Here is a 26,830-nt window from a genome sequence, read left to right as displayed (position 1 = left end):
AGGCAGCATAAGACCATGGCACACTCCTGGAGCTTCTTCTCGGCCGGCCAACTAACGTTCGGTTGCGGATCTCGTCACGAACTTGGCAAGCTTGCCGCCGGACGACGCTTTCGCAAAGTGCTGATCGTTACCGATGCCACGCTCGAAGGACTCGGCCTGGTGCAGCCATTGATCAGCGACTTGATGCAGCATGGCCTGCAAGTCGAACTGTTCGATGGAAGCGTCGCCGAGCCTGATCTCGAGATCGCGAAGAACGCCACGCTTGCCGCGACCACCTTCCAGCCCGATGCGATTATCGGGCTGGGTGGCGGAAGCAACATCGACCTGGCGAAGATCACGTCGGTGTTGGCCACCCATGGCGGCGAAGCTCAGGATTATTTTGGCTGGAACAACGTGCCGGGTCCCATCATCCCGGTGATTGCCATGCCGACCACAGCAGGAACCGGCAGCGAAGTTTCGCAGTCGGCCGTGCTGACCGATCGTGCGGCCAGCATGAAGGTGAGCATGCTCAGCCAGTTCATGCGTCCCGCCCTGGCGATTGTCGATCCGGAACTGACCTATACCTGTCCGAAACAGGTCACCGCCGACAGTGGCATCGACGCGCTGACGCACGCCATCGAGGCTTACCTCTCGAAGGACGCATCCAAGATTCCCGCCGAACCGGGCGAACCAGTTCCTTACAGTGGCTGTACGCCCATTGGCGAACTGTTCGCCGAAGAAGCGATCGCTCTGGTCGGACGCTATCTCGTCGCGGCCGTTCATGATCCGAAAAATCGCGAAGCACGCGAAAAGATGTCGCTGGCAGCGACCCTGGCCGGGCTTGCGTTTTCGAACTGCGGCGTGGCAGTCGTTCACGCACTGGAATACCCGATCGGCGGCCGCGTCCACTGTAGCCATGGCGGCGGCAACGGTTTGCTTCTGCCGTACGTCATGCGATACAACCTGGGCGAGCGAGAAACCAAGCTCTCGCGGATCGCCCAGTTGATGGATCCGATCGTCGACTACGGAAGCGATATGGAAGGGGCGATGCAGGCCATTCGCCTGGTCGAACAACTCAAGAGCCTGATCGGCATTCCCGAGAAGCTGAGTGCCCTGGGGGTCACGAAAGAGATGCTCCCCGAGTTCGCCGACAAATCGTTCGCGATCACACGGCTAATGACCATCAATCCACGCACGCCATCGCGTGACGATCTGCTCGAAATTCTCACCGAAGCGTTATAGCTATCCGGTTGCTGCTTAGCGCCGATTGGCATAGAACGTACTGTTCTCGTTGGGATTGCCAACGACGCTCCACTTCTTCAACCCACCTCGCGTTCGACTCGGATGCGTGAAACGAGAAGCCATGTTCCGCTACGCCATCTGCAACGAAACTTACCAGGACTGGACGCTGGAAACCGCTTTGGCCCACGCCAAGGAAGCAGGTTACGACGCCATCGAAATCGCGCCTTTCACCCTGGCGGCAACCGCGTACGATCTCGACGCCAAGCAGCGCGGGCAGATCCGTAATCAGATCGAAGACGCCGAACTGGAAGTGATTGGCCTGCACTGGCTGTTGGCGAAGACCGAAGGCTTTTACCTTACTACGCCCGACGATGCCGTCCGTCAGAAGACGAGCGATTACTTCTGCGAACTGGCACGGCTGTGCCACGACCTGGGCGGCAAGATCATGGTTCTGGGAAGTCCTCAGCAGCGGAACCTGCTTCCCGGCGTGAGCGAATCGGAAGCGATGCGTCTGGCGGCCGACTGCCTGCGGAAGGCGATGCCGACGCTCGAACAGTACGATGTGACGTTGGCGCTGGAACCACTCGGACCTGCCGAAGGGGACTTCCTGAACACGGCCGAGAAGGGGATGGAACTGATGGACATGATCGACTCCCCCAACTGCAAGATTCACCTCGACGTGAAGGCGATGTCGGCCGAAGAAAAGCCGATCCCGCAGATCATCCGCGAGACCGCCCCGCACATCGCCCACTTCCACGCCAACGACCCCAACAAGCGGGGTCCAGGCATGGGAGACGTGAACTTCGTGCCGATTTTCCAGGCCCTCAAAGAAGTTCGCTACAATGGCTGGGTATCGGTGGAAGTCTTTGATTACGAACCTGGCATCGAGTCGCTGGTCAAAGACAGCATTGCCTATATGCACAAATGCGAAGCGGCCCTGATCTAGTCCGCCCATTGCAGCACGACCCGTTGTGGGGACACGAAAGCCATGAAGCAGTATCTCGACCTGATGCAGCGAATTCTCGACGACGGGGTCGAAAAGCACGACCGCACCGGGACCGGAACGCTGAGCGTCTTCGGCCATCAAATGCGGTTCGATCTGTCGGAAGGCTTTCCGGCGGTCACCACCAAGAAGCTGCACCTGCGTTCGATCATCCACGAACTGCTGTGGTTCCTCCAGGGAGATACCAACATCAAGTATCTCCGCGACAACAAGGTCAGCATCTGGGACGAGTGGGCCGACGAAGAGGGCAACCTCGGGCCGGTCTACGGCAAGCAGTGGCGGAGCTGGCAGACCCCCAGCGGCGAAACGATCGACCAGATCACGCAGTTGGTCGAGCAGATCAAAACCAATCCCGACTCGCGGCGTTTGATTGTTTCGGCCTGGAATGTGGCCGACGTCCCGAACATGGCATTGCCGCCGTGCCATCTGCTGTTTCAGTTCTACGTGGCCGAAGGCAAGCTCTCGTGCCAGTTGTATCAGCGTAGTGCCGACGTCTTTCTGGGTGTTCCGTTCAACATCGCTTCGTACGCACTGATGACCATGATGATTGCCCAGGTCTGCGATCTGCAGCCAGGCGACTTCGTCCACACGTTTGGCGACGCGCACCTTTACCTGAACCATCTCGAGCAAACGAAACTTCAGCTTTCACGCGATCTTCGCCCGTTGCCGACGATGAAGATCAATCCCGAGGTGAAGGACCTGTTCGCGTTCAAGTTCGAAGACTTCGAACTGGTGAACTACGACCCCCACCCACATATCTCTGCACCGGTGGCCGTATGAGACTCTCGATGGTGGTCGCGGCGAGCGAAGATTGGGTGATCGGCCGCGATGGCGACATGCCTTGGCGATTGTCGAGCGACCTGAAGCGATTCAAGAGTGTCACGATGGGGCACTCGATCATCATGGGTCGCAAGACGTACGAATCGATCGGTCGACTGCTGCCAGGGCGAACGACGATCATCGTCACACGCGACGCAACCTATGCCGTTGAAGGTGCCGTGATTGCTCATAGCGTCAACGAAGCAATTGCGGCCTGCGAAGGTGCCGAAGAGGCGTTCGTTGTCGGTGGTGCCGAGATCTATCAGGCATTTCTCCCGTGGGCCATGCGTCTGCATCTGACCCGGGTACATGCCACGATTCCCGATGGCGACACCCACTTCCCAATCCTCAACTTCGACGAGTGGAAGTGCGAATCGGCCGAAGAGATTCCGGCCGACGAGAAGAACGACTATCCGACCCACTACGAGATCTGGGATCGGTTGCCATCGGCTTAGCCAACTAGGTAGACGGCGTGCTCGGTTTCAAGCGGCGTCCCTTGGCCGTGCTCGGGGCACTGGTCGTTGGGTTCTCGGCACCGACAAGCGCGTCACCAACGCTTGTCTTTTCCAGCCGCTGGCCAATCTGCCGCGAGTACTCTTCCGACAGTTCGTAACCGAGAAACTGGCGTCCCAGCTTCTTGGCCGTGACCAGCGTCGAGCCACTGCCGGCGAAGGGATCCATCACGATCTCTCCTTCGTTCGAGCAGCTTTTGATAATCCGCCCAAGCAGTTGCTCTGGCATCTGGCAGCCATGGAACCCGGCTCGCTCTTTGAAGGTCCCAGCGACGCGAGGGAAGTACCACGTATCTTCTTCGCTGCTGAAGCTCTCCGGCACATCCTGTGGACGCAGAATCCACGTATCATCCGGCACGCGTCCCTTCGGGTTGGCTCGCTTGTCACCATAAACCAGCATGCGAGCGCTTGGTACGCGGATTGGTTCGTCGTTGAAGGTGAATTTTTTGGCGTCTTTGGTGAAGTAGAAGATGTGCGCGTGGCTGCGGGTGAACTTGCTTTTGCAATGCACGCCGAAGGTGTAATACCACACGACCCAGTTACGGCAATGTAGCCCCAGCGTCCGCGTCGCCAAGACCTTCAGCTCGGCCGCGAACTCGTCGCCGATTGCCAGCCAGAAAGCCCCGGTTGGTTTGAGCACGCGCTGGACTTCCGCCATCCAGGCCTCGCTCCAATCGAGATATTCGTCGACCGAGCGGCGGTCGTCGTAGACGTCGTATTTGTAACCAATGTTGAACGGAGGATCGGCGAAGGCGAGATCGATGCAGCCATCGGGCAGCTTCTTCATCTCGGCAATGCAATCGCCGGTAGTCAGACCAGTGGCGGGTAGTTCAAGCGGCGTCGCCACGGCGGCCCTCCTTGGCAAAGTAACTCGTCAGAAAATTATGTGTGCGCTATCCAACAATCTATCGTCGAGAAGCGGAGGGCGCAATTCAGATGCAACTACTTTCTATCTTAACGGATTTCCGCCGGAGCGCACCCCGGATTGCGTGGGAAGAAACCTCCCCGTTTCCAGCATAAACAGTTGACCTTCACGAGAGGGAGTGAGATGCTAAATCGGTGAGGCGCGCCCCATTTTGGTCTCTCTATTCCAGGAGAGCCTCTTCGAGGCATTCCGCATTTTTCCATAGGTCCAGCCATGAACGACGCAACTTCTGATCTAGTGCAGCACGACCTCGCCAATGATGTTCTTGTCCTGACGCCTAGGGTCGATCAAATGCGCGACACGGATGTCTGCTATTCGATCCGCGACGAGATGACCGACTACGTTCAGCAGATCGAACATCGCCGTGTGGTGATCGACATGCAGAAAGTAAACTTCGTCAGCAGCACCGGGATCCTCGCCTTTTTGAACCTCCGCCGCGCCCTCTCGGAAACCGACGAGAAGGTGATCTTCTGCAATCTATCTTCCGCGCTGGCCGGAATGTTCAAGATCTGCAAATTAATCTCGGAAAACCCTGACGATCCAACGCCGTTCTCGTCCGTAGACACTCTCGAATCGGCACTGACTGCCAGCTTCAGCTAGTACTGGCAGCAGACGAAACCGATCGGCAGGCCGGCATCAAGGCACTCGGATGTCGGCTGAGATGGAACCATTTACCTCTTCGGCGGAGCAAGGCGGCATGAAGGCCAAGACCGATTCTCCCCTGGTTACGTTCGAAACGATCGACGATATCTACGTCGTAACACCTCGCGTCCAAAATATGCGGGACGCGAACATCTGCCTGAGTATTCGCGAGCAGGTCATCGACTTCGCCCGAACCCATCGGTTGGAAAGGGTCTTAATAGATCTGAGCCAGGTTCGCTTTATGTCGAGCGTGGGCGTCCGTGTGCTGGCAACCTTGTTGCGAGAAGTCTGCGAAGTTCAAGGCCGAATCGTGGCTTGTGGTCTGCATGGAGAGTTGCGGGGAGTTCTATTCGTTTGTAGCCTAATATCAGACGATATTCATCAACCGGGTCCCATTGAAGTCGCCGCCAGTCGTGACGACGGCCTCGCGTGCCTGCGTTCCCTTTAACAAGGCCTCCCACCCCCATGCCCGACCTCCTGCTTGAAGCCGTGAACCCCGTCCTGCCTTCCCGCGATGTGAAGGCCGCCATCCAGTTCTATGTCGAGAAGCTCGGCTTCTCGGTTTCGTACCAGGATGCAGACGATCCACGTTATGCGTCGGTCATTCGCGATCGTGTCGAAATCCATCTGCGCTGGCACGATGCTTCGAGCTGGGATCGCGTCGAACGGCCGAACATTCGGATTGCTGTTTGCGATGTCGAGCATTTGTACAGCGTATTTCAGCCACTAGGGATCTTTGCGTCCGATACTACGCTTCGCGACACCGCTTTCGGTACGCGCGAGTTTGGCTTCTTCGATCCTGATGGCAACCTGCTGACGTTCTATTCCGATCTGGGCGAATAAGCTCCCTGAACGTCCGCTGCTCATTCGAGAGAAGGGGACCGGCGACACGCGATGAATCATCCTCCGGTCCCACCGATTAACTGGTCGAAACGCCTGATCTACCTTGCCTGTGCGATCTTCTTTTTCACGCTGGCGATTATCGGGATGATTTTGCCCATCGTCCCGGCGACCCCTTTTCTGCTGGTGACCAGCTACTTCCTGGTGCGTTCGTTCCCGAAGCTGAACGACCTGCTGCTCGATACGCCGTACTTCGGTCCAATTTTGTACGACTGGGAAGTTCGCAAAGGGATTCGCCCGATCGTCAAACTGCAGGCGATCGGCACGGTCGTGCTGGGCTGGGGGATCTCGATCCTGCTCTTTCCGATTCCGGTCTGGGCGTTGATCTTGATGGCCGTACTGGTGATCGTGGGGATCGTGTTCATCTATCGCGTGCCAGCGCCACGCGAGATCGATCCGAAGGCAAACACCGAGGCAGAGGAAAAGGAAGGGACGCAGCCTGAGGCCGAGAGCCACTCCCTCAAGCCGACGCAGTCACCATCGAGCGTGGCCAAAGATCGTTAAGCGATGCCTGCTTGTTGTAAGGCGAGAAACGCCAGCCCGACAAACCACAGTAATGTGATGACGGCCATGATCACCAGAAAGATGCGATTCCGCTGAGGCGGATTCGCCGTGGGCAGATACATCGGGGCTTTGCGTGGAACGGCGGCCGGAGCTGGCTCCTTCGCGGTTTCCTGCTTCTTCTTCCCGGCCATGCTTGGTTGCTTTCGCGCGTGGGGGTCGCTTCTTACGACTGCCCCGATTCCTCGGAGGTTTCAAACTCGAAGTCGTTCACGAACGCTTCCTCGAAGTCGTACTGATCATCGAAGTCTTCGCGGCGATCAGATTTCGACTTTCGCATCATGCCGATACCGATCAGGTTGTACACGATCTCGCCAAAGTCGCCGGTCGTGTGGAGTCCCCACGAGTTGAGCACCACCTTGGCCAACAACCCGTACTGCTGCAGGGCATAGGTACGAATCGCCTGGCAAAGAATCTGGCCGGTCAGATGGCGTTCGACGTCTTCATCTTCGTCCCAGCTTTCGAGTTCTTCATCGAAATCGTCTTCATCTTCGTCGAAGCATTCCAGGTCGAGGTCTTCTTCCTCTTCCTCGTCCAGTTCGATCTGCTCTTCGTGAAAACGTTGTCCGAAAGAAAGGGCTTCGCGCACGAACTGGTACGCTTCCATGCGGTAGCGCGGGTCGTCTTTCAGCAGTTGCATGAAGGCCGAATAAGTGTCTTCGGACATGCGGTTAATCCTCGGTGGCTTCTGGGTTGCTTTGATTTGGGTTGCCGCCTTCGTCCGGGGCATCTTTCTTATCGCGGCGTTTGCCACGTCGCGACGATCCCCCGGTACTGCCGTTGCCTCGCTTGAGGACTGTCAGCACCTCGCTGGCATCGATCATGATATTGCGGTTGTCTTCCATCCGCACCAACAATTGTCCGGCCAGGATCTCGTGGTTCAGCACGCGGCCTCGGCCACTGCCGGTCACGATATCGCTACCAATCGGAGGCAGATCACGCTGCAGCTCTTCGTAGGTATCATACTCGTACCGCAGGCAACATTTGAGTCTTCCACAGCGACCTGAAATCTTAGTCGGGTCGAGCGTTGCCTTCTGTAACTTGGCCATCCGCATCGAAACGGGGGGCATCTCGCTGAGGTGCGTGTTGCAGCAGACGGGCTTACCGCAATCGCCGTAATCGGCCAGCAGCTTGGCTTCGTCGCGAACACCAATCTGACGCATCTCGATTCGCGTTTGCAGTTCCGATGCGAGTGCTTTGACTAAATCGCGGAAGTCGACCCGTGATTCGGCGAGGTAGTACACCACGACGCGTTCGCCACCGAACAGATGCTCGACGTCGACCAACTGCATTGGCAGATTCATCTCACCAATCACGCGGCGTACCGTTTCGACCTCGCGCTGGGTGTCCCCCAGCATGTGCAGCATCTGCTTCTCGTCTTCGGCAGACATTGCTCGCATGATGCTGCCAAAGGCAGGATCGTTCAGCTGAGCCACCGCTTCGTCGGTCGCTTCGCACAAAACTTCACCCACTTCCAAGCCTCGCTTGGTGCGAATGATGACCTTATCGTCGCGGACATATTCATCCTTGGCACGGGCCGAGAACACGCCGATGAAACGCATTGCCCCGTAGCGAATGATGTATTTCGCCATACTGGTAGTCTTTATTCCGTCGATGCCCAGTGGGGAAGGTTTCGACGTGGAAGATGCCTTGGGTTGCGGGCTTTCCGCGGGTCAGGGGGCACCGTAAAGGTTAAGGAAACCTTCGCAGTATAACCTGATAACGGCCTCCACTGAAATTGGGAACGCTACGGCAGGATTTCGTCGACGCTTTCTGGCGGACGTCCTAGCCGGGCCTGGCTACCCACCACTACGATCGGCCGTTCAATGATCTTAGGATTAGCCACCATCTGGGCAATCCATTCCGCATCGGTGGTAGCAACCGGCAACCCCAATGCTTTGTGGTCCTTCTTTCGGACCAACTGCTCGGGCTTAAGGCCCAGTTTTTTCAGCAGTTGCTTCAGGATCTTCTCGTCAGGGGGGTTATCCAGATAAAGTTCGACCTTCGGCTCGATTCCCTGGTCCTTCAGCCGGGCTAAGGTCTCTCGGCTCTTGGTGCAGCGTGGGTTGTGATAGATGGTGACGGTCATAGTTCCGATCGCTGCCGCAAGGCAATGAGGTTTTAGGAGATTCGGGAAACCGAGGGCAACCCACAGGTAACCCTTCTGCCTCCCCGGCATCCTAGTATCAGAGCACCGAGGGAGGGGATCCGGAAGGTTGTCCCGGACCGGCTTCCCTCCATAATAAAAGCAAGCCCCCCGGGTTGTGAACCTGCCTGGAATCCGCAATTCTATTGGGTTACGCTCGGGATACCGGCCTGCGGCACCTTCGGGCTCTGCTTGATCTCATGAGACAATCAAGACGACACAAAACCAACACGTACCAATTTGATCGGGAGTAGCCACCATGGCCCAAGTATTTAACGAAGACAACTTTGACGCTGAAGTGCTGCAGTCGAGCGAGCCAGTCCTGGTCGACTTTTGGGCTCCTTGGTGCGGTCCGTGCCGTCAGTTGGCACCGGTTATCGATCAGCTGGCTACCGAATACGAAGGTTCGGTCAAAGTCGGTAAGGTCGACACCGATCAGAATCCTAACCTGGCCGTGAAGTTCGGTATCCAGAGCATCCCGACCGTCATGATCTTTAAGAATGGCGAAGTCGTGAATCAGATGCTCGGCAACCAGCCAAAGGCCAACTTGCAGCAAGCGCTCGACGCTGCCAAGGGCTAAGGCGAAGCCGCCCAGGCCCCAAGCGTCCAGCATGTGGATGCGGAAACCAGCTAGCGAAGACGGAGGCCCATTGGTCTCCGTCTTTTTTGCTGCTAGCGTCCCGGCATTTCAACCAGCCTAGCCGTTAAACTCAACTTTTCAGGCACATCATGCCGATGCGAAAGGATGGCTGAGTATCAGAACCGATCCGCCGCTCCTTTCGATTATTCGCCATGAAGCCGACCACTCGCAACTCGAACATCTCGAATCCACCCGCCGAGCTCTCTGGGCACGTCGGTCCAGATTTGCGAATAGATGGTGCGCACACTGCTAACATCGAATCGAATTCGCCCGAGTCGTACGAAGACGACCATGGCGTCGATCTCTCGGCCGGCGACCTCGATATGCTGCCTGATTGGCAGCGCCGCCAGATCAATCAGCTGGCTCGTCTGATGCGTGATCGCCAGATGGAGCTCGATCGGCGCGAGGCAGAGCTGAACGCTCGGATGGCGAACTTCGAAAGTCAGCAGCGCAGTGCCGCTCTGGCGATGTCGGAAGAGTTGCCTCACATGGCAAAGCCGGCCGCCCCCCCGGAACCCGCTCCGGTGCGATCTTCCAGCCCGCTGCGAACCATCGAAGAGACCATCCGCGCGTGGCGTCGCAAATGGCGAGGCCAGGCCGCGACGCTGCAAGTGGACGAAGCCGAAGTCACCGACAGCGTCACCGTGCGACTGGAAAAGCTTTCCGAAGCGGAATCGCAACTCGCCCAGCAATGGGCGCTGCTGAAAAATGCTCGGTCTCTGCATTCGCTTCGCGAGAAAGAGTTTGCTGGCTATGCCCAGAAGCTCGAGCGCGAGATCGAACAGAGTCGAACTCAGCAGCAGCAGTGGCTCGATCAAGAACAAAGCCAGCTTGCCCAGCAGCGCGACGATCTGGTCTATCGCGAATCGGAACTGGCCAAGGTTCAGCACGAACTGGAAATGGCCTTCGAAGATCTACGAGTCATTCGCGACGAACTGGAACTGGCATGGGCCGAGATCCGTGTGCGGATTCCTTCGTCCCTGCGACGCCGACTCGATCAGCAAACCGAGAAGGCGGTCGAGCGATTCGATACCGCCACCTACGCTCGCAATCAGGCGACCCGCAGTGAGATCCGCAACTTGCTGCAGCAGTTGGAACTGGTGAAGCTCGAGATCCAGGAAAGCCAGGTCCAACTGGAAGACTACTCGCAGCAGCAAGAGGCCGAGATGCGACGTGCCCGGAAAGATCTGGCCGATCGCGAAACGCTCGTCCGTGCTCAGCTTGCCGAACTGCGTCGGGAATACGAGTCGTTGAATGACGCGAAGCTCGAGATTCTCAAAGATCGCTACCAAGAGCTAAGCCGCGAGATTGCCTCGAAGGCTGCGTAGCGGTTCGTCCATCCGACCAGCGCATGAAAAAGGGGGCGTTCCCAAGAACACCCCCCGAATCGTGCTGATTCGTTTGGAATCGTTCGCGATTAGCTATCGCTGAGCGAAGCACTCGAGCTGCTGCTCGACTGATTCTTGGTGCGTTCTGCTTCACGCTTCTTGGCAACTTCGGCTGCCTTGTAAGCGACTTCCAGTTCTGCACGGCTGAAGTAAGGGGTTGGGCCGCCGATCAGGTGTTCGACCTGCTTGTTGGCTAGTTCTTCCCAGCTCATGCCATTGTTCAGGTGCCATGCGGCTGCCTGGGCACTACGCTGGTTCAGTTCGCCACTGCCCAGCATCTGGCAGATGTCTGCGACGCCTGGCTTGGTGGTGTAAGCTTCAATTGGCTTCAGTTCGTAAGGGATCTGCGGATCTGGATCTTCCAGGCCATGGTCCAGGCAAACGCCTTTGACCTTCACGCGAGCGACCTTCTCTGGCATGACGTTGAAGAAACCACCGCCGCCACCGCCGCCGTTGTTGCCGAAACCGCCGCCGCCGCCACCGTTACCAAAGCCACCGCCGCCACCGCCGCCGCCGAAGCCTTGGTTACCACCGCCGCCGCCGCCGTTGTTACCGAAGCCGCCGCCGCCTTGGTTACCAAAACCGCCGCCGCCACCTTGGTTGCCGAACTGGGCGAGAGGAACACCAGCAAACGCTGCCGGCATCGCGACACGCATTTTCTTCTTGGTCTTGTTGGTAACGATGATCGTTCCCTTTTCCGAGTTCATCGGAATGAACTTCACCTCGATGTCACCGTTATCCATTGCCTGGAACAGTTCAACCGTTTCGACTTCGTTGGCCGAATCCGATGCCTTGCTGTCATCCGCCACAGCCATCGAGGCCAAGCAGCCCAGCACGGCCACGCACCCAAACAATCGCCCAACCATGTGCCATTTCATGAGAAAACTGCTCCTATGATTCGCTCCTCTGAGGCGACCGCCGGCGAATCAACAAATCCAATTTGAGATGATTTCGAGACAAGAACCGATCAGCTCCACCGGTCTGATACCGGGAACTGTGGATGCTTTTCCTACCCAATACGCAGGATACACAACACCTTAAGCTTAATTGCTGTTTGGCAGTAAGCCAACAATTTTGCGCGCGGGTTCGAAATCCACCTGAAATAGGGGAATCCACCACAAGCTGGGCAAACAGGGTAATTTCACCCCCTCCGAGCTCCTGGGGCACTGTTTATCCATTCAAACCAGAAGTCGATCGTTTCGATCGGAACCCACCATTAGCCATCCTAATGGAAATTCACCTTCCGCAAAACGGGCATTAATGCGGTTCATAATGGAGAATTCCCCCTCTTATCCCACGCTTTTCGGTTTTAAGCACCCCGATAATGTGGATAATGGCGGTAGCTCCACTCGGTTGCCGATGGATGACCGATTGTGGGACACCACTTGAGTTCGACACCTTGGAACCTGCCGTCGGTCTACAAAGGAGTGGCACCATGTTTCTCGACTTCGGCATCTGGTTGTTTGTTCTGCTGGCCGCGATCACCTCTTTAGTGCAGGCCTACTTCTTCTTTCTTGGCATGGTGAAGTCCGATCCCGGGACCTCACGCATGCAAGAGATCGCCGGGTACGTCCGGCAGGGAGCCAACGCCTATCTGACCCAGCAGTACATCGTGGTCTCGATTTTCTTCGTCGCCATCGCGGTCGTTCTGGCGATCCTGGCATTTGTGTTCGAGGTGCAAAGTCACTGGGTTCCCTTCGCCTTCATGACCGGCGGATTGTTCTCAGGCCTGGCGGGGTGGATCGGGATGAAAACCGCTACGCTGGCCAGCAGCCGCACAGCCGCTGGGGCACAGCGTTCGTTGAATCAAGGCCTGCAGGTCGCCTTCCGCAGTGGCGCCGTGATGGGACTGACCGTGGTCGGGCTGGGGCTGTTGGATGTGGTCATCTGGTTCGGCGTGTTGTATTGGATCTTCCAGCTCTCGCTCTTCGAGATCACCGTGACGATGCTTTGCTTCGGCATGGGAGCAAGCTGCCAGGCATTGTTTGCCCGCGTCGGTGGCGGCATCTTTACGAAGGCGGCCGACGTCGGCGCGGACCTGGTGGGGAAAGTCGAGCAGGGTATTCCGGAAGACGACCCGCGCAATCCAGCTTCGATTGCCGACAACGTGGGTGACAACGTCGGCGATGTCGCCGGCATGGGTGCCGACCTCTACGAAAGCTATTGCGGCAGTATTCTCGCGACCGCAGCTCTTGGGGTCGCCGCATTCGCTTCGCCTGGCATGGCCGAAGCCGCTGGTTACGAAAACGTCGCCGATGCGCAGCTCCGGGCGTTGTTCTTACCGATGGTGATCGCGGCGTTCGGCATGTTGCTTTCCATCGCCGGCGTCTACCTGGTTCGGACTGGCGAAGATGCCACGCAAAAGAATCTGCTGGCTGCGCTGTCGCGCGGGATCAACGCGGCGACAGCTGCGGTCGCGATCATTTCGATCCTGGTTTGCTGCGCGATGATGCCTGCCGTTCCGGTCGCTTCGTATTCGCTGGGTCTCACGATCCCAGGCGTCGCCTTCAGCATCCTGGTCGGTCTTGCCGCTGGCTGGTTGATCGGCAAATGGACCGAGTACGCCACCAGCGACGAATTCACTCCGACGAAGAAGCTTGCCGAGCAATCCGAAACCGGCCCTGCCACGATCATCATTGGTGGTATCGCCGATGGCATGCTGAGTGTCTGGCCTCCGGTGCTGGTGATCAGCATCGCGACGATCTTATCGTTCGGTTTCGCGAATGGCTTTCACTTTGACGATCCTAATTTGTTCTCGTTGGGTCTGTATGGCGTCGGTATCGCCGCGGTCGGAATGCTGAGTACGCTGGGCATCACCCTCGCGACCGATGCGTACGGCCCGATCGCCGACAACGCTGGTGGCAACGCCGAGATGTCGCATCTGGAACCGGTCGTGCGAGAACGAACCGACGCGCTCGATAGCCTTGGCAACACCACCGCCGCGACGGGCAAGGGCTTTGCGATCGGCTCGGCGGCGCTGACCGCTTTGGCGTTGATGGCTGCTTACGTGGAAGTGGTCCGCGAAGGCTTTCGCCGCTGGGGTGACAGCGTGGCGGCGGAAGTCGAGTACGACCTGCCGACCAAGATTGCCCCTGGTTTTGTCGTGTTGAAACATCAGGAAGATGGCGTCGACGTGGTGAACGGATACCTGACGATGCCGGGCGATTTACGGCACGAGAAAGTCCAGGCACTCTGGAAGAAAGCAGGGGAGGATGGCAAGCCGGCTGCGTTGGCCACCGATCTGGTTCGTATCGCCGAACCAGGTGCCGAACCGAAGTTGGAGTTCGCCGAAACAGGGGCTTCGCTGGTTCATATCCACCAGGCAAGCCTTAACGATTTCACGACCTACTACGAGGCGAACGTGATGAACCCGAAGGTTCTGGTGGGGATCTTTGTCGGGGCGATGGCAACGTTTGTCTTCTGCGCGATGACGATGAAAGCGGTCGGCCGGGCCGCGAAGGGGATGGTTGAAGAAGTCCGCCGACAGTTCCGCGAGAAGCCTGGCATCATGAACAACACCGAATTGCCCGACTATGCCGCGCCAGTCGAGATCAGCACGAAAGCCGCCCAGCTCGAAATGATCGTGCCTTCTCTCTTAGGATTGATTACACCGTTGGCGATCGGTTGGATCCTGGGCGTGGGTGGTGTCCTTGGCCTATTGGTCGGAGCACTGACGACTGGCTTCTGCCTGGCGATCTTCATGGCTAACAGCGGTGGAAGCTGGGACAACGCGAAGAAGTACATCGAGGCAGGACATCACGGAGGGAAGGGGAGCGACGCCCACAAAGCCGCGGTGGTGGGTGACACCGTCGGCGATCCATTCAAAGACACCAGCGGACCAAGCTTGAATATCTTGATCAAGCTGATGAGCATGGTCAGCGTGGTGGTCGCTGGTTTTGTCGTCCGCTACAGCCTGGTCGCGTTGGGACTGTTCTAGCCAGGCTGTTGGCAATTCCGCACGTACCTATGGGGTGCGTGCCTGGTGACTCAGCGGAGCGGACGTTCCGCCAACCTTCTCAAGTTCGATCCAGCCGACTACTTTCACGTCGCTGTCGGCATCGGCAGGTGGAACGATCTGCTTGATTCGGACTTGGTGTCCCAGGATGTCAAGTTGATCGCCTGGGCGGATCGTCAATTCCGTGGTTGGCCCATCTTCCGATTGAGGAACAAATCTATCGTCGCGACGCAGCGTTTGTGTGCAGCGACCGATCTGGGCTTCCGATCCATCGGCGGCAATAGAGAGCAAAGTGACCTGCTCACGAGTCGTTTCCAGTCGCTGTCGTGGCTGGCGGAAAAACTCCTCGTTGCCGAACAGTTCGGCAACTTCTCCCCGGACCAACGTCCGACAATCTTCCGATGGTCGCCAGTCGCTCGACAGATCGGTCGTCCGGTCGACCATATTGAACGAACGGTTTCGTTCGATCTGGACCTCGAAGACGTGTCCGTAATAGGGAAACCAATCACCATTTTTGATGGTCCTTCGCTGACCTTCTTCGGCGTAGCAAAGATCGTCGCCGTCGAATTCTCGCCCGAGGTAGTGCGTTAGCAGGTACTCGTCATCGCCTGGCATTTGGTGGATGGATAGCTGTTCGACTTTCTGAAGAGGATTCGGAAGTCGGACACCTCCCGAGTTCAGATGCCGCAACGAGGCGGTGTATTGGCGGGGGTAGGTTCCATGCTCTCGGAAGTAGTCTTCACCCACCGGATTGTTCTGGTAGTAGAGGTCGGGCGAGGTCCGCCGAAATTGGATCGAATCGACATCGCAGCCAACCGTCAGCGTAACCAAAATCAAAGCAACCAACGCAGCCAGGCGAAACATAGGCGAACTCCGATATGGGGAAGGCAACCAACGCGAACGTACTCTCGGTCTCAGGTAAGACGATCCACCATCGGGGTGTGGTTTTAGAAAAAAGGGCTGAAAAGCAATAAGTCGCGTTCTTTTCCGTTTTTTGCGATCGGCTCGTTTCCCCGTTTACCCAATGCGTGTGGCTGGATTTCCTCCGTTACACACGGAACAATCGATAATCGAAGTAAAGGATTTCAAGTTTTGACCAAATTTTTCCCCAAACCCTCCTAATCGGGAATAATTTGCTTATCACAATAAGAACTCGAATAAAGGCCAGTAGTGCGTGAAACGATCTCACCCCGGAATCATTTCCTATCCGCACCGATAACGATCGATCGAGGTTCTCTCGGGATCGCCCTGGCTAATTTCCGCCCCCTAATCTCGCCTGCGACCTGTCGTCGCGCTTCGTTTCCCTCGAGGTCCAGATGTATTTCAAGTTCAAGTGTCCTGAGTGCGGCCAGTCGCTCAAGGTCCGTCAAGAGTTGGCTGGTCAGAAGCGAAATTGCCCTTACTGCAAGAAGACGGTCCATATTCCTCGCGTTGAAGATGTTCCGGAAGAATTGCCGTCGCTTGATTCCCCCTCGCTGCCCGACCTAGCCAACGACCCGCTCTCCAGTGGTGGGGGTGGGGGTCTGGGTGGTCTCGATCTGGGCAATCTGCAGACCGAATCGATTTCGACCCGTAACGCCCCAGCAAAGGGTAATGCCGGCAAAAAGCCAGCCTCCCCTCCTGCCGCTAAGAAGCAAGCCGCGGCCAGCAATACCTCGGCCGAAAGTGGCGAGTTCACCGACCCCAGCGACGTCGGCCTGCTGAGCACCGGCCTGATCGGCTTTGTCTCGATGCTGGTCTTCATGGGCCTGATGTATCCGTCCAAAGGGACCTACATTGGCGGCCTCTTCTGGGAAGGCGGGATGCAGGGGGTGATTATTCAGGCCCTCAGTACGTTCCTGTTCTTCTGGGCGATCGCCATTCTGTGGAAGAAGCATCGCAAGATCGCTCGTCAGCGAGACTATCTGCTGATGGACGTTCTGCCGACCGATATCTCGAATGAAATCCGCGTCGACACGCTCGACCGCTACGTCGAAAACATCCGCGGCCTGCCAGGCGAACATGGCGAAAGCTTTTTGATCAACCGCGTGCTGCGAGGTTTGCAGCACTTCCGCGTGCGTCAAAGTGCTTCGGACACCGCAACCATGATGGCTTCGCAGTCGGAAATCGACTCGAACAACGTGGCCTCGAGCTACACGCCATTGAAGGTGCTGATCTGGGCCATCCCGACGATGGGTTTTATCGGGACGGTGCTCGGTATCAGTCTCGCGGTGGCCTCGCTTGCCGGTGCCTTGTCGGGCGACGATCCTAAACAACTGCTCGCCTCGCTGCGTGAAATGTTCAGCGGTCTGGGTACGGCGTTTAACACCACGCTGGTCGCTCTGGTGATGAGCATGATCATCAAGTTCCCAATGTCCTCGCTGCAGAAGAGCGAAGAAGGGGTGCTGAACTGGGTCGACGAATACTGCAACGAAAACCTCTTGCGTCGCCTGGTCGACGGCCGTGAAAAGGTCGAAGACAAGCCGAACTCGCCTTACGATACGAAGATCTTCCGCCGTGCGGTCGAAGAGGCGATGGCCACCCAACAAGCCGAGCTTGAGTCTTGGGTGAAGAAGCTGGAGTTAGTCGGCCAAACGATTACCGAACAGACCTCGAAGGGCTGGGACGAAATCAACGGCAAAATCCTCAACAGCCAGGAAGAGACCACCAACAAGCTGATGGAAGTGGTTAGCGCCAAGACAGTCGACATGCAGAAGCGTCAGGAAGAACAACAGACGCTGATGCAGGATCAGTTGAACCAGATGCAGGAAGTGGCCGCTCAGTTGCAGAACACGCTTGGCCAATTGGCCAGCGCCGCGGTCGATTCGCACATCAAGGTCAACGAAACAATGACCGACACATCGGATCGTCTCGAGAAGTATCTCGGCGGCGTCGAACAGGGCCTCAGTGGTCTGGCCGAAGTGCTCAATAAGTTGGGTAACGAAACGGTCGTCGTACAGCAGGTCGAAACGGCTGGTGCCAATGGTGGCGGCGGCGGTTGGTTCGGATTCGGTGGTGGCAGCAAAGCCAAGACTCGCCGCAACGGGAGACGATAAATGGCCAAGCGCAACAAGGACACCGGGGAAGACATCTCGCTCTTCCCCTTCCTCAGTGTGCTGGCTTGTGTGATCGGCACGCTGACGATGATCATCGCCGCAATCGCCGTGCAGTCGTTGGACAATGACGCCGTCGATCAGGCGATCGAATATCAGAAGAAGGAAGAGCAGCTCGCCACCGATACTGCCGAACTCGAAAAGCTCCGCAACGAGCTGAAGAAGAAGGAAGCCGAACTCAAACGCGAGCAGTCGAGCGAACAGAAGAAACTGGAAGACGCCAAGAAGCGTCTGGCAGAACTTCTGGCGAAGCTGGAAAAGACCGAGTCGCAACTCCAGAACATCTCGATCGAAGGCCCCAAGGTGAACGTGGCGGCCCAGACCGAAGAGATCTCGAAAATGGAGGAAGAGGCCAAGTCCCGTCGCGAGAAAATCGCCCAGCTTCAAAAGCAGATTGACGAACGCAAGCTGCCCCCGAAGGAGTCGGAAGTTTCGATTCTGCCTGGCGGTAGCGGTGTCGGATTCAAGCCTTCGTTCATCGAATGCGACGACGGTCGAATTGTGATCCACGAGGATGGCAAGACGATCCCAGTTCGTACGGCTGAATTGAATACCAATCCGGACTTTGCCAAGATGCTGGAGAAGGTCAAGAATCAGAAAGATGGCACACTCGTCTTTTTGATTCGCGACGACGGCCTTTCCACTTACAACACGGCTCGCAACTTTGCCAACTCCAAGGGAGTGAAAAACGGTAAGTTGCCGGTCATCGGTGATGGTCGCGTCGACCTGAGCTACTTCACCAAACAAGCCAAGAACTCGTAACCGAGGGGGACTGATGCTTGCCGCCAGTCCCAAGCGGAAACCTATAAGCAGAATCGAAGACCATGGCTAAGCGAAAAGGCGCCGAAGAAGACGAAGGGCTCGACTCGCTGCTCGATACCATGTTCAACGTGGTGGGTATTCTCATCATCGTGTTGGTTGTGGTGCAGCTAGGTATGCAAGAGTCGGTCAAACAGATCGCGAACAGCATGCGGGTCGATCCATTGGCCTTGGAACAACTGATCAAGGACCTGGAAGAAGCCCAGAAAGAAAAACTGAAGGTTGAGTCCGACCTCAAGGAACTGAACCCGGACGAACAAGATCTTGAAGCGTTAATCAAGCGTCTGCAATCGGAATCGATTGCCAAAGAAGCGATCCTTAAATCGCAACAAGGTGCGCTCGACAAAGCTTTGATCGCCCAGAAAGACGCGTTGGAAATGGCCAAGAAGGCCGAGGCCAACAAAGAACAGCGTGAGAAACTGTCGAGCGAGCTGAACAGCATGATCGATCAGATCGCCAAGCTGGAAGCAACCCTCGACGACACGCCACCCCGGGCTCAGAAGCCGGCCAAGATCGTAAATCTTCCTGACCCACGACCTGCACCGGAAGGGATCAAGGAAGCGACGTTCTTGTGCGTTGGTAACCAGGTCTATCCGATTATCGACGAACCATTACGTGACGCCGCTCGCAAACGAACCGAGTACCAGGCCGAACGTGGCATGCGAAAGTACGTTTCCGATCCGAAGCAGGGGATCGACGCCGAGAAGTTTGTGAAAGACTTCAACGATCGTCCCATGACCGACGATTACTTTCGGATCTCGATGTACGCGGCTGGTCGTGATCCACGACTTCGCCTGGAACCGAAAGAAGACCAGGGCTTCAAGATCGCGGAGATTCAAAACCCGCGTTCTCGTTTTCGCCGCTTGCTGAGCCAGGTCGATCCAACCAAGTTCTACTTCAAGTTCATCGTCCTGCCCGACAGTTACGAAGCCTATGTCGAAACCCGTCACGTCACCGACGAGATGGGTTACCTGGCAGGTTGGACTCCCGTCGATGCCAAATGGACCTATACGACCTGGGTGGGTGGCAAAGTGAAGTTCGGTCCCGAACCACCTCCGCCCGATCCAAACGCCCCTAAGCCGCCACCCAAGCCGGCCGGGCCCAAGCCAAATGTCCTCGACTAAGGACCTGGAGTAAGGCCTCACCCTTCATCCCGCATCGATCCACCAGAAGCCGACCCTCGCAGGTCGGCTTCGTTCGTTTCATGTCGGAAACCAAAGGCCTGACCACGAAACGCTAGCGATCCAAAATGCCGAAATCTGAAGATCTTGGCAGAGAAAGAGCTACCCCAAATTGACAACACCCAGGCCATGGGGCATACTTCTTTCTCTGGCAAGCAAAAATTTGTTTGCCCCGGGTAGACCGGTCCCGATTTTTCGGTAAACTGGGTCTTTCCTAGATGAGGGAACGACGTTCCCTATGTAGATTTGGGAATTTCGGTTCCTGTTTGCGGGTGTAGCTCAGTTGGTAGAGCACAACGTTGCCAACGTTGTTGTCGACGGTTCGAATCCGTTCACCCGCTCTTCCTTTTTTTCTGCAGCGTCCGGCGAGTCAAATCGATCGTGACGCTTACCGCAGAAGAACATCTGGTGGATGTGGCTCTTGGCAAACGCTTTGCCACATCGCCACGTTTCATTTGAGACGCAATGACGAGTCTCGCGGCGTGGGTGAGGAGAAGCCCACCCATTCTGCAATGAAGTCATTTGCCTGACAAACCCCTGCCAGTCGCGGGGTTTCTTGTTTTTCACCCCAGATTTTGCGGAATCGTTGCATGAGTTCGCCTGAAACCGAAAACACCGAAGGTGCGGTCGCCGAAGCAGAAGCCCCCAAGAAGTTGACCTTGGACGTTAAGGTTGATGCTCCGAGCTCCTGCCAGCGTCACGTCACGGTGACTGTTTCCCGTGAAGATATCGATCGCTACTTCGACGTAGCCATCGAAGACATGATCCCCAACGCGGCCGTGCCAGGTTTCCGTAAGGGCAATGCTCCGAAGAAGCTGGTCGAAAAGCGCTTCCGCAGTGAAGTGAAGGATCAGGTCAAAGGTACGCTGTTGATGGACAGCATGACCCAAGCGACCGAAGAACAATCGTTCTCGGCCATTAGCGAACCAGACTTCAACTACTCGGCTATCGAGTTGCCTGAAGAAGGCTCGCTGACCTTTGAATTCGACATCGAAGTTCGTCCAGAATTCGATCTGCCGAAGTGGAAGGGCCTGCAGCTTGAAAAGCCAAGCAAGGAATTTGGCAAGGAAGACATCGACAAGCACCTGAAACAGGTTCTGGGTCGTTATGCTTCGCTGGTTCCACACGAAGGTGCCGCCGAAACCGACGACTACCTGGTCTGCAATCTGACCTTCAAGCACGACGGTCAGAAGCTGGCACACGCCGAAGAAGAAACCATTCGTCTGCGTGAAAAGCTGAGCTTCCAGGACGCCAAGTGGGAAGACTTCGGCAAGGAAATGGCCGGTGCCAAGGCTGGCGATAAGAAGACCGTCACGCTGACCATCTCGGACGAAGCTGCCAACGAACAAATGCGTGGCAAGCAGGTCGAAATGGAAATCGAAGTCCTCGAAGTCAAGCGTACCGAACTGCCTGAAATGGACGAAGCGTTCCTGAAGCAGATCGGCGGCTTTGAAAGCGAAGGCGACCTGCGTGACTACGTGAAGCAGGACATGGAACGCCAGATGGCTTACCACCAGCAGCAGCGTCTGCGTCAGCAGATCACCGAGCAGCTGACCAAGGACGCCAACTGGGAACTGCCACCAGAACTGCTGAAGCGTCAGGCCCGCCGCGAACTGGAACGTGCCATCCTGGAACTCCGTTCGGCTGGCTTCGGTGAAGAAGACATTCGTGCTCACGAGAACGAACTGCGTCAGAACAGCATGGCTTCGACCCGCAAGGCCCTGAAGGAACACTTCATCCTGGAACGCATTGCGGAAGAAGAAAACATCGAAGACACGCCGCAAGACTACGATATCGAAGTCATGCAGATCGCCATGCAGCGTGGTGAATCGCCACGTCGCATCCGTGCCCAACTGGAAAAGGGCGGCATGATGGACGTTCTGCGGAACCAGATCATCGAACGCAAGGTCATCGACCTGATCAACGGCGAAGCCACCCACACCGAAACGGATGCCGACCTGCAGCAGAGCAACACCGCTGCCGTCAACATCCTGATCTGTGGTGAAGGCGAAGACGCCGCTCCGGCTGCCGCCGAAGAAGCTGCCGAATAGTTCGGCACGCGAATCAAAACAGAAGCCCCGATGCCAGCATCGGGGCTTTTTTTGTTTCTTGAGGGGCATCGCGGGTCGCCGCACGCAGAGGCCAAAGCCCCGTCAAATCGCACGGCGGAGCCCTGGAATCTTTAGCGATGTTAAAATATTCCGGCTGATACCGATTAGCAAAGGTACAAAAATTTCGCCGCCCCCAACCCCAAGTGTCTTCTACGGTTGTCTTCCCCTGGTAACTAGAGACAATAACCGTGTATCAGGGTACTTCTCGTAGTTTGCTTCGCCGAAGCGGACCGGGCAGGCAGGGGGACTAGTCCTGTGCCGCGGCGTCCTTGACGGCACGTTGTAATGGAAGGATCGACGACCATGTTTTCTCATTTTCCTCATGCCTCTGCCGAGCCTATGGCGATGGCCTCTGAATACCAGCGGCAGCGTCAGATGACGATCAACGATCTGCTGTTGGAAAACCGGATCATCTTCCTGCAAGGAGAGATCTACGACGGTAACGCCAACCAGCTGGTCATGCAGTTGCTTTACCTGCAAAGTGAGAATCGCCGCAAGCCGATCCACTTCTACATCAACAGCCCTGGCGGTAGCGTCACCGCGACCATGGCCATCTACGACACCATGCACATGCTGTCGTGCCCAGTGGCAACCTACTGCGTCGGTCTGGCCGCCAGTGGTGGTGCGATCCTGCTGGCCGGCGGTGCCGCTGGCAAGCGATTCATCCTGCCACACGCCAAGGTCATGATTCACCAGCCACACGGCGGTGTCGGTGGCCAGGTGAGCGACATCGAAATTCAAGCCAACGAGATCATCAAGACTCGTGAAGAGCTGAACAAGATCCTGGCCGATCACTGCTCGCAGCCAATCGACAAGATCGCCAAAGACGTCAATCGCGACTACTACATGAACGCCACCGAGGCCAAGGAATATCGGATTGTCGACGAGATCCTCACCAAGCCGCCTGCAGATCAGGCCGGTGAAGAGGACTAAGTCGACTGGGCATGGGAACGGGTACTCTCGTCAGCCAGGCGAGCGGACCACTGCCAACGGCACCCAGGCCCACACCAACATCATTCCTGATTTGATCTGATATTCCGAATCCAACATCCAGAAACTGGAGTCTATACCATGCCTCTGATCCCTTACGTGGTGGAAAAAAGCGGTCGTGAAGAACGCGTTTTCGATATCTACTCTCGCCTGCTGAAAGACCGCATCGTCTTTCTGGGAACCGGCGTGAACGACGAAGTTGCCAACCTGATCGTCGCTCAGATGCTGTTCCTGCAGTCGGAAGATCCGAAGGCCGACATCAACCTGTACATCAACAGCCCTGGTGGTAGCGTCAGCGCCGGTATGGCGATCTACGACACCATGCAGTTTGTGACCTGCGACGTGGCGACCTACTGCATCGGTCAGGCCGCTTCGATGGGTGCCGTTCTGCTGACCGCCGGTGCCGCCGGCAAGCGTTACGCGTTGCCAAATGCCCGCGTCATGATCCACCAGCCGCTGGCCGGTATGCAGGGTACCGCCGAAGACATCCTGATTCACGCAACCGAGTTCAAGCGCATCAAGCAGCGTATGAACGAGATCTTGCTGAAGCACACCGGCAAGCCGATCGAACAGATCGAAGCCGACACCGATCGCGACCGCTTCCTGAGCGCCGCCGAAGCTGCCGACTACGGCTTGATCGATCAGGTCGTCGAGCACATGGAAAGCAAGTAAGCGTTGCTTTCGTTTCGGCGAATTGAATAGAAAAGCCCGCACTTTGGTGTGGGCTTTTTTCATTCGCTAAGGCGTTTCTTCCGGCTCGCCTTCGGCCGCATCGCCGTCCATCTGGCTCTCGACCAATCGCAAGCCTTGTTGAGCGAGGCGATTCTTCGGACCCATCTTCAGGGCCTGTTCGTAGTGCGACTGCGCTTCAGGCCAACGGCTCAACTGGAGGTAACAATTCCCCAGGTTGCACAGGGCCATCTCGCGGTAGCTCATCGGTGAAGGCGACATCAGCACGACCGCTCGAAAGTTGTCGATCCAAGGATACTTCTCGAAAAACTCGAGGCTCTTCTGATGCTCGACCAGGGCTTCTTCAAACTGAAACTGGCTCATCAGGTGAACGCCTTGGCGGTGATGGTACGGCACCACGTAACGGCTGGTGATCGAATAGATCAACATGATCGGCATCCCGATCAAGATCGCCCAATCGACGCTGCCGGTGATCGCATAAACCGTTCCGCAGACGACGCTGTAAACGACGATCTGAGGAATCGTTCCCAACCAGGAGATCGGGCGATAGACAGGGGGGCGTGACATCGAGAAGCCATTAGCAGGAAAGCGAAACGCAACCAGTTCGCCGAATCGTATCACAACCGCCCGTCGGCGTCATTCCGTTGGGCTCGTAATCCGCTGCACAATGTCGACTCCAATCCCGTTCGGATCTCGCAATACAAAGTGCCGGTCACCCCACGGTTCGTCTCGCAGCGATTGCTCGATCGCTTGTCCCAGGGACGTAATCCGGGCCAGTTCGGCCTGGGCGTCGGTGACATCGATGGTGATCCACATCCCTTCGCCGGCATAAGCGCGCTGAAAGAGCGGGTGCTGGCCTTCCATGCCCGGCAACAGAAAGCCAAGCTCACTCGTGCCTAGCTTCAATAGGACGAACCAGTCTTCATCAAACAAGATCTCACAGCCAAAGAGCTGTGTGTAAAACGCCTTCGATTCGGCGATCTTTTCCGTAACGACTCCGCACCAAAGCTTCATTGGGAATCTCCTGAACCAACTTACTGGTGAAAGGAGTCATTTTGGGCAGACGCGTCAGCACCGTCTTGGAAGAATGCGACATGCTGCTGGCGGTATCGCTTTGGCGTGCAGCCTGCCAGGCGGCGAAACTCGTTGGTCATGTGGCTTTGGTCGGTGAAGCCGCAGTTCAAAGCCACACTCGCCAAAGCAAGCTGCGGCTGACGCAGTAGCTGGGTGACCTGCTCGAACCGCACGATCGAAGCAAACAGCTTCGGCGACACGCCCACCAGGTCAAGGAAGTCACGCTCCAACTGGCGACGACTCTTGCCATACATGCCTGCGGCCTCGGCGATCGAGACCGACCCTCGCGAGCGTTCGATCCAATCGACCACGGCGTCAATTGGCTTCTCAACCGGCGAGCTGTGATGTAGGTGTTGCTGCAACATGCCATCGAGCAGCTTCCCATGCGAGCCGTCGTCGAGCGCGTCCCATAATGGTTCCAGGGAAAAGCGGAGCAGGGGAGTGGCCTCTTCCGCGTTGTCGGTCAGTGCCTGGGCTCCGATGTCGATGAAGTGCCGAGCCTGTCCTGGGCGAAAGCGAATGCCCAAATAATGGTTACCAGTCCCCAGCGAGATGTCGGTCGCTTCGGTCGAGGTACCAAACAACCAACTCGCGACTTCGTTTCCGTTCCACTGAACCACGAGGTCGATCGAACCATCTGGCAGAATGCAATGCGTCGTCGCCGGACTGTTATGGCTCAGCCAATAGTGCCGAATGAACGGGCGCAGGCAACGGGATGGTAAAAAGGTTTGCATCGCGACATGCTTCGCCAGGCGGTTGTCACCATCGTAAGAACAGAACCATGAGAATCACGCCCCAGAACGCTCCTCCCACGATATTCAATGCAAACGCTCGATAGAAGCGGGTGTTCCCTTCCGGCGTGAATTGCTGCGTCTGCTGAAGTGCGAGAACTAGCAGATACATCGAATACAGATTGGCGAATATCGGCAGACCACACAGTCCGAAAATCGAAGCCCGCCAGGCTCGCTTCAACATTGCTTCTGCTTCGTCTTGGACCTCGTCGAGCTTGCCGGGCATCAAGGCTCCCCGATTGTTCTCTCGCGGCGAAGCAAACGGATTGGCCGCGTCGATGCTCGCCGAGAAACCAGGCCGGGGAACGTTTTGGTCTAATTCGCTACCGTCGGAAGCGACGTGATGGCCGGCGGTCACTGGCATCTCTGCTTCGACTTCATCGCGACTCTCGCCACACTTCCAACACACATCGAACCCAGCGTCGACGACCTCTTGGCATTCGCCGCAAAACCAGGCTTCTCCAGGAGGATGGTCCGCTTCCTGTCGCAGTTGCTCCAGTACTTCCGCCGCAGCGGTAATGTCGGCCGAAGAGACGATCACATTGACATCACCAATGGCACCAATGTAGCTGAGAGCTGTTTTGATTTCGTCTCCTTCCACAAAGGCGCGGATCCCTTGCTCCTCGAGCACAGCCTTCAATTGATGTGCTTCCGCTGGGTTGCCAAAGCTGGCGACACGTTGAAACTCGGAGGCCATGTAAATCTCTCGTTCCGGTTCGTTTAGTTTGCCAAGAGCAGCAAAGCGTGCTGCTGCTGGGCGACTTCATCCAAGCACTCGGTCAGCAACTCGTGAAAGTCTTGCAGTTCTTCCATCACGATCGCCGATTCCTCCAGGCTCGAAAGCTCTTCCTCGAGGCGAATCACTTCGTCTGGATCGAGCCACGCGAACAGGCATCCATCGTCTTCTACCGTATTGCCCCGGAGTGGCCGCCCCAGGTCGAGGTACTCGAGCAACTTTAACGAATCGACCGTGATACAGCCGGTCAGCATCTTGCGATACGGTCCCCAGCAACCGTAATGATGCCAGCCACGTTGGTTGAACGAGTAGTCGGATTTAACGTCCAGCTTCCAGAGCACTGCCAGCCGCCGAATGAGTGCCTGCCAGGTGCCTGGCTCTTCGGTAGGTGGTGACTTGCTCAAGATCATCTCTTGAACCATCGCCTGAAACTCGTCGTGTTCTTCGGCGTCGACATCGTCTTCGCCATAGAGCGCAGCAAGATCGTCCTGGATGAGCCGCGTCAGGTGATCGGCCAGATCTTCATCGCCCGAGGCGACGGCCACCTTAAGCGGTTGTATCGAAGGCAAAGAGATAAGTTCGGTTCGCGTTGACATGTCCACGCTTTAGAAAGGGGGCAGAACATCCACATGGG

29 protein-coding genes and 1 tRNA gene are annotated in these 26,830 nt (G+C 56.8%); 18 read left to right on the top strand and 12 right to left on the bottom strand.

Going from position 1 to position 26,830, the window contains the following annotated elements:
• Window positions 1-15 precede the first annotated feature (15 nt).
• From ABD890_RS12450 to ABD890_RS12435, 4 genes are all read left to right on the top strand, one after another.
• The gene (locus tag ABD890_RS12450; protein ID WP_345089546.1) at window positions 16-1,221 is read left to right on the top strand and encodes an iron-containing alcohol dehydrogenase; all 1,206 of its coding nucleotides are present in this window, start codon (window positions 16-18) and stop codon (window positions 1,219-1,221) included.
• A 121-nt stretch (window positions 1,222-1,342) separates the two neighbouring features.
• Window positions 1,343-2,167 (top strand): sugar phosphate isomerase/epimerase family protein, encoded by an 825-nt coding sequence (locus ABD890_RS12445; protein ID WP_345089543.1) that lies wholly within the window; start codon window positions 1,343-1,345, stop codon window positions 2,165-2,167.
• A gap of 42 nt (window positions 2,168-2,209) precedes the next feature.
• Window positions 2,210-3,004: a thymidylate synthase gene (locus ABD890_RS12440; protein ID WP_345089540.1), complete on the top strand. Its 795-nt coding sequence runs from the start codon at window positions 2,210-2,212 to the stop codon at window positions 3,002-3,004.
• Window positions 3,001-3,498 (top strand): dihydrofolate reductase, encoded by a 498-nt coding sequence (locus ABD890_RS12435; RefSeq protein WP_345089537.1) that lies wholly within the window; start codon window positions 3,001-3,003, stop codon window positions 3,496-3,498. The genes ABD890_RS12440 and ABD890_RS12435 overlap by 4 nt, the downstream gene beginning before the upstream one ends.
• Window positions 3,499-3,502: 4 nt before the next feature.
• Here ABD890_RS12435 and ABD890_RS12430 read toward each other — a convergent pair whose 3' ends face one another.
• Window positions 3,503-4,402 (bottom strand): DNA-methyltransferase, encoded by a 900-nt coding sequence (locus tag ABD890_RS12430; RefSeq protein WP_345089534.1) that lies wholly within the window; start codon window positions 4,400-4,402, stop codon window positions 3,503-3,505.
• 369 nt (window positions 4,403-4,771) lie between these two features.
• Between ABD890_RS12430 and ABD890_RS12425 the strand changes: the two genes are divergently transcribed.
• From ABD890_RS12425 to ABD890_RS12410, 4 genes are read left to right on the top strand one after another with little or no spacing between them, the layout of a single operon-like run.
• A complete protein-coding gene (locus tag ABD890_RS12425) occupies window positions 4,772-5,080 on the top strand; it encodes an STAS domain-containing protein (RefSeq protein ID WP_345089531.1) in 309 nt (102 codons plus the stop codon).
• 49 nt (window positions 5,081-5,129) lie between these two features.
• On the top strand, window positions 5,130-5,570 hold the full coding sequence (locus tag ABD890_RS12420; RefSeq protein WP_345089528.1) for an STAS domain-containing protein: 441 nt from the start codon (window positions 5,130-5,132) through the stop codon (window positions 5,568-5,570).
• A gap of 17 nt (window positions 5,571-5,587) precedes the next feature.
• Entirely contained in the window at window positions 5,588-5,965 is a 378-nt protein-coding gene (locus ABD890_RS12415; RefSeq protein WP_345089525.1) for a VOC family protein, read from the top strand.
• A 51-nt stretch (window positions 5,966-6,016) separates the two neighbouring features.
• A complete protein-coding gene (locus ABD890_RS12410) occupies window positions 6,017-6,526 on the top strand; it encodes a YbaN family protein (RefSeq protein ID WP_345089522.1) in 510 nt (169 codons plus the stop codon).
• Here the strand turns inward: ABD890_RS12410 and ABD890_RS12405 are convergent.
• The 4 genes from ABD890_RS12405 to arsC form a co-directional block, all read right to left on the bottom strand.
• Window positions 6,523-6,717: a hypothetical protein gene (locus tag ABD890_RS12405; protein ID WP_345089519.1), complete on the bottom strand. Its 195-nt coding sequence runs from the start codon at window positions 6,715-6,717 to the stop codon at window positions 6,523-6,525. The two genes, ABD890_RS12410 and ABD890_RS12405, sit on opposite strands and share 4 nt — an antisense overlap.
• 32 nt (window positions 6,718-6,749) lie before the next feature.
• Window positions 6,750-7,250, bottom strand: a complete 501-nt coding sequence (locus ABD890_RS12400; RefSeq protein WP_345089516.1) for a Minf_1886 family protein — start codon at window positions 7,248-7,250, stop codon at window positions 6,750-6,752.
• Between the two features lie 4 nt (window positions 7,251-7,254).
• Entirely contained in the window at window positions 7,255-8,175 is a 921-nt protein-coding gene (locus ABD890_RS12395; protein WP_345089513.1) for a PSP1 domain-containing protein, read from the bottom strand.
• 155 nt (window positions 8,176-8,330) lie between these two features.
• The gene (gene arsC, locus ABD890_RS12390; protein WP_345089510.1) at window positions 8,331-8,672 is read right to left on the bottom strand and encodes an arsenate reductase (glutaredoxin); all 342 of its coding nucleotides are present in this window, start codon (window positions 8,670-8,672) and stop codon (window positions 8,331-8,333) included.
• A 316-nt stretch (window positions 8,673-8,988) separates the two neighbouring features.
• Here arsC and trxA point away from each other — a divergent pair, with 316 nt between their 5' ends.
• Window positions 8,989-9,309, top strand: coding sequence for a thioredoxin (gene trxA / locus ABD890_RS12385; RefSeq protein WP_345089507.1), 321 nt, complete (start codon window positions 8,989-8,991; stop codon window positions 9,307-9,309).
• A 212-nt stretch (window positions 9,310-9,521) separates the two neighbouring features.
• A complete protein-coding gene (locus tag ABD890_RS12380) occupies window positions 9,522-10,697 on the top strand; it encodes a coiled-coil domain-containing protein (protein ID WP_345089504.1) in 1,176 nt (391 codons plus the stop codon).
• Window positions 10,698-10,786: 89 nt separating this feature from the next.
• Here ABD890_RS12380 and ABD890_RS12375 read toward each other — a convergent pair whose 3' ends face one another.
• Window positions 10,787-11,635: a hypothetical protein gene (locus ABD890_RS12375; protein ID WP_345089501.1), complete on the bottom strand. Its 849-nt coding sequence runs from the start codon at window positions 11,633-11,635 to the stop codon at window positions 10,787-10,789.
• 557 nt (window positions 11,636-12,192) lie between these two features.
• On the opposite strand from ABD890_RS12375, the gene ABD890_RS12370 reads away from it, so the two are divergent.
• Window positions 12,193-14,694 carry a sodium-translocating pyrophosphatase gene (locus ABD890_RS12370; RefSeq protein ID WP_345089498.1) on the top strand — a complete coding sequence of 834 codons (2,502 nt, stop codon included), beginning with the start codon at window positions 12,193-12,195 and terminating at the stop codon, window positions 14,692-14,694.
• A gap of 27 nt (window positions 14,695-14,721) precedes the next feature.
• On the opposite strand, the gene ABD890_RS12365 is transcribed toward ABD890_RS12370, so the two are convergent.
• Window positions 14,722-15,576, bottom strand: a complete 855-nt coding sequence (locus tag ABD890_RS12365) for a hypothetical protein (RefSeq protein WP_345089495.1) — start codon at window positions 15,574-15,576, stop codon at window positions 14,722-14,724.
• A 452-nt stretch (window positions 15,577-16,028) separates the two neighbouring features.
• Here ABD890_RS12365 and ABD890_RS12360 point away from each other — a divergent pair, with 452 nt between their 5' ends.
• The 7 genes from ABD890_RS12360 (at window position 16,029) to clpP (ending at window position 23,577) form a co-directional block, all read left to right on the top strand.
• Complete coding sequence (locus ABD890_RS12360; protein WP_345089492.1) at window positions 16,029-17,747, top strand: MotA/TolQ/ExbB proton channel family protein; 1,719 nt, start codon at window positions 16,029-16,031, stop codon at window positions 17,745-17,747.
• A complete protein-coding gene (locus tag ABD890_RS12355) occupies window positions 17,748-18,566 on the top strand; it encodes a hypothetical protein (RefSeq protein WP_345089489.1) in 819 nt (272 codons plus the stop codon).
• Between the two features lie 62 nt (window positions 18,567-18,628).
• Window positions 18,629-19,747: a hypothetical protein gene (locus tag ABD890_RS12350; protein WP_345089486.1), complete on the top strand. Its 1,119-nt coding sequence runs from the start codon at window positions 18,629-18,631 to the stop codon at window positions 19,745-19,747.
• A gap of 325 nt (window positions 19,748-20,072) precedes the next feature.
• Window positions 20,073-20,145, top strand: a tRNA-Gly gene (locus ABD890_RS12345).
• Between the two features lie 249 nt (window positions 20,146-20,394).
• A complete protein-coding gene (gene tig / locus ABD890_RS12340) occupies window positions 20,395-21,855 on the top strand; it encodes a trigger factor (RefSeq protein ID WP_345089483.1) in 1,461 nt (486 codons plus the stop codon).
• 363 nt (window positions 21,856-22,218) lie between these two features.
• Window positions 22,219-22,848: a ClpP family protease gene (locus ABD890_RS12335; RefSeq protein ID WP_345089480.1), complete on the top strand. Its 630-nt coding sequence runs from the start codon at window positions 22,219-22,221 to the stop codon at window positions 22,846-22,848.
• A gap of 138 nt (window positions 22,849-22,986) precedes the next feature.
• Window positions 22,987-23,577 carry an ATP-dependent Clp endopeptidase proteolytic subunit ClpP gene (clpP, locus tag ABD890_RS12330; protein ID WP_345089477.1) on the top strand — a complete coding sequence of 197 codons (591 nt, stop codon included), beginning with the start codon at window positions 22,987-22,989 and terminating at the stop codon, window positions 23,575-23,577.
• Between the two features lie 66 nt (window positions 23,578-23,643).
• Here the strand turns inward: clpP and ABD890_RS12325 are convergent, their stop codons facing one another.
• The 5 genes from ABD890_RS12325 to ABD890_RS12305 all read right to left on the bottom strand — a co-directional run bounded on the left by ABD890_RS12325 (window position 23,644) and on the right by ABD890_RS12305 (window position 26,765).
• A complete protein-coding gene (locus ABD890_RS12325; protein ID WP_345089474.1) occupies window positions 23,644-24,162 on the bottom strand; it encodes a tetratricopeptide repeat protein in 519 nt (172 codons plus the stop codon).
• 69 nt (window positions 24,163-24,231) lie between these two features.
• Window positions 24,232-24,609: a VOC family protein gene (locus ABD890_RS12320; RefSeq protein WP_345089471.1), complete on the bottom strand. Its 378-nt coding sequence runs from the start codon at window positions 24,607-24,609 to the stop codon at window positions 24,232-24,234.
• A gap of 20 nt (window positions 24,610-24,629) precedes the next feature.
• Complete coding sequence (locus ABD890_RS12315; RefSeq protein ID WP_345089468.1) at window positions 24,630-25,403, bottom strand: helix-turn-helix domain-containing protein; 774 nt, start codon at window positions 25,401-25,403, stop codon at window positions 24,630-24,632.
• A 25-nt stretch (window positions 25,404-25,428) separates the two neighbouring features.
• On the bottom strand, window positions 25,429-26,157 hold the full coding sequence (locus tag ABD890_RS12310; protein ID WP_345089465.1) for a putative signal transducing protein: 729 nt from the start codon (window positions 26,155-26,157) through the stop codon (window positions 25,429-25,431).
• Between the two features lie 23 nt (window positions 26,158-26,180).
• Complete coding sequence (locus ABD890_RS12305) at window positions 26,181-26,765, bottom strand: hypothetical protein (protein ID WP_345089462.1); 585 nt, start codon at window positions 26,763-26,765, stop codon at window positions 26,181-26,183.
• Window positions 26,766-26,830 lie beyond the last annotated feature (65 nt).

It is taken from the genome of Bremerella cremea (assembly GCF_039541315.1).
In the GTDB taxonomy this organism is placed as follows: Bacteria; Planctomycetota; Planctomycetia; order Pirellulales; family Pirellulaceae; genus Bremerella; species Bremerella cremea.
Note: the sequence above shows the minus strand (reverse complement) of the source record. Positions and strands in the feature narration are given on the sequence as shown.